This is a genomic window from Acetobacter tropicalis, from assembly GCF_001580915.1.
In the GTDB taxonomy this organism is placed as follows: domain Bacteria; phylum Pseudomonadota; class Alphaproteobacteria; order Acetobacterales; family Acetobacteraceae; genus Acetobacter; species Acetobacter tropicalis.
Genome location: NZ_LHZQ01000075.1, coordinates 1 through 1,744 on the forward strand (window position 1 = coordinate 1; position 1,744 = coordinate 1,744).

General features: G+C 59.0%; 1 protein-coding gene. It reads right to left on the minus strand.

Translation table 11 applies throughout. The annotated features are described in order from the left end of the window. Positions 1 to 30: 30 nt before the first annotated feature. A complete protein-coding gene (gene tnpC, locus AD944_RS00505) occupies positions 31 to 1,620 on the minus strand; it encodes an IS66 family transposase (RefSeq protein ID WP_061474626.1) in 1,590 nt (529 codons plus the stop codon). Positions 1,621 to 1,744 lie beyond the last annotated feature (124 nt).

Below are 1,744 nucleotides of genomic sequence, written 5' to 3' on the forward strand. Positions count from 1 at the left end.
GTAAGCATCCGGAGAGAGCCGCGGGCGTAATCAGGCTTTGATGGTATTATTGCTCTGGTGAAGGGTTTTCCAGTGCCATGGCAAGAGTTCATGGAGGCGCGGATTTGGCAGATCGTTGATACGGGCGAGGACATCTGCGAGCCATGCTTTGGGATCGACAAGGTTCAGACGGGCAGTGACGATCAGGGAATACATGGCGGCAGCGCGTTCTCCGCCCCGGTCTGACCCGGCGAATAACCAGGCTTTTCTGCCGAGAGCTATCCCACGGAGCGCACGCTCTGCGGCGTTATTTGTGAGGCAGATGCGCCCATCATGTAGAAACCGTGTGAACATGTCAGGTCGTCTGAGAAAATAGCTCATGGCCTGTGCAATGGGATTTTTTGATGACATGCGTTGGCACGTGTCACGCATCCACATGAACAGGTCCTCTACCATGGGAGCACTGCTTTCCTGACGGACCGCGAGCCGATGCTGGTCTGGGGTGCCGTTTATCACACGTTCAGCCTCGAAGATGGCGTCGATGCGGCGCACTGCCTCTATCGCCAGCGGGGCCTTGTCCTTCTCCGCGATTTTGAACAGCCCCCTTCGTCCGTGCGCCCAGCATCCTGCAGACACGACAGGTGCAGGCTGACGGCCCGGTTTTGCCAGAGCGTTATATCCGGCATAGGCATCGGATTGCACGATCCCCGTCCAGCCCGAAAGATGATCGACAGGATGTTCGCCCTTGCGGTCCCGTGAATAACGGAACCACACGGCTGGCGGTGCTGTGCCTCCAAAGGGGTGATCGTCGCGCACATAATTCCACAATCGACCGGTGCGTGTTCGGCCCTTCGCCAGCACGGGCACGGTGGTGTCATCCGCATGCAGACGACCAGCTGCCAGCACATGGACCCGGATCAGCGCGTTCAGAGGGGCCAGGGTCGCTGTGCAGGCTCCCACCCAGTCAGCTAACGTTGACGTGTCGAGATCAATCCCTTCGCGTGCAAAGGCATCACTCTGCCTGTTCAGTGGCAGATGCTGGAGATACTTGTCGCACAGAATGCCCGCCAGCAGTTCTGGCCCTGCACGCCCCCGTGAGATCGGGTAGAAAGGCGCTGGTGGCTGGGTAATGCTCTCGCAATCCCGACAGGTGAACTTCTCCCGCACCGTCTGGATGACTTTGAACTGGCGTGGGATCACTTCCAGCGTCTCAGTGATACTTTCGCCCAGTTTGCTCAGGCGCATCCCGCCACAGCACGGACACTGTGTTGGCGCAGGAAGAACCATCCGTTCGCGTGGCAGGTCAGCGGGTAAGGGCTGCCGCCCCCGGTTATTCCGCGGTGCTGTTGCACGGACAGCGAGGTCCGCCGCATTTTCGAACGTGTCTTCGGCTTGCGTTGTTTCCAGCTCCTCCAGCTCAAGTTCCAGCTGGTCCAGCAGGCGCCGTCCCCGTTCCGATGACGCCCCGAAGCGGTCCTGACGCATCCGTGCAATAAGATGTTTAAGATGGGTAATCTGCGCTTCAGCGCTGACTGCTCGGGCTTCAGCGTCTGTGGCCCGGGTTTCGGCAGCACGGGCACGCGTCTCGGCGGCGGCAAGTGCCGCACGTAAGGCCGTTATGTCATCCATGCTTCCCGTCATGAAAAACAGTTCAGCACAAAACCGTTCAAAAGGGTACAGGACTATGGATCACGATCCCCTTTTTGTTACCCCGCCAGTTCAGGTCGCCATGTTTTCTGCGGATTACGCCAGTCGATCCCTTCGA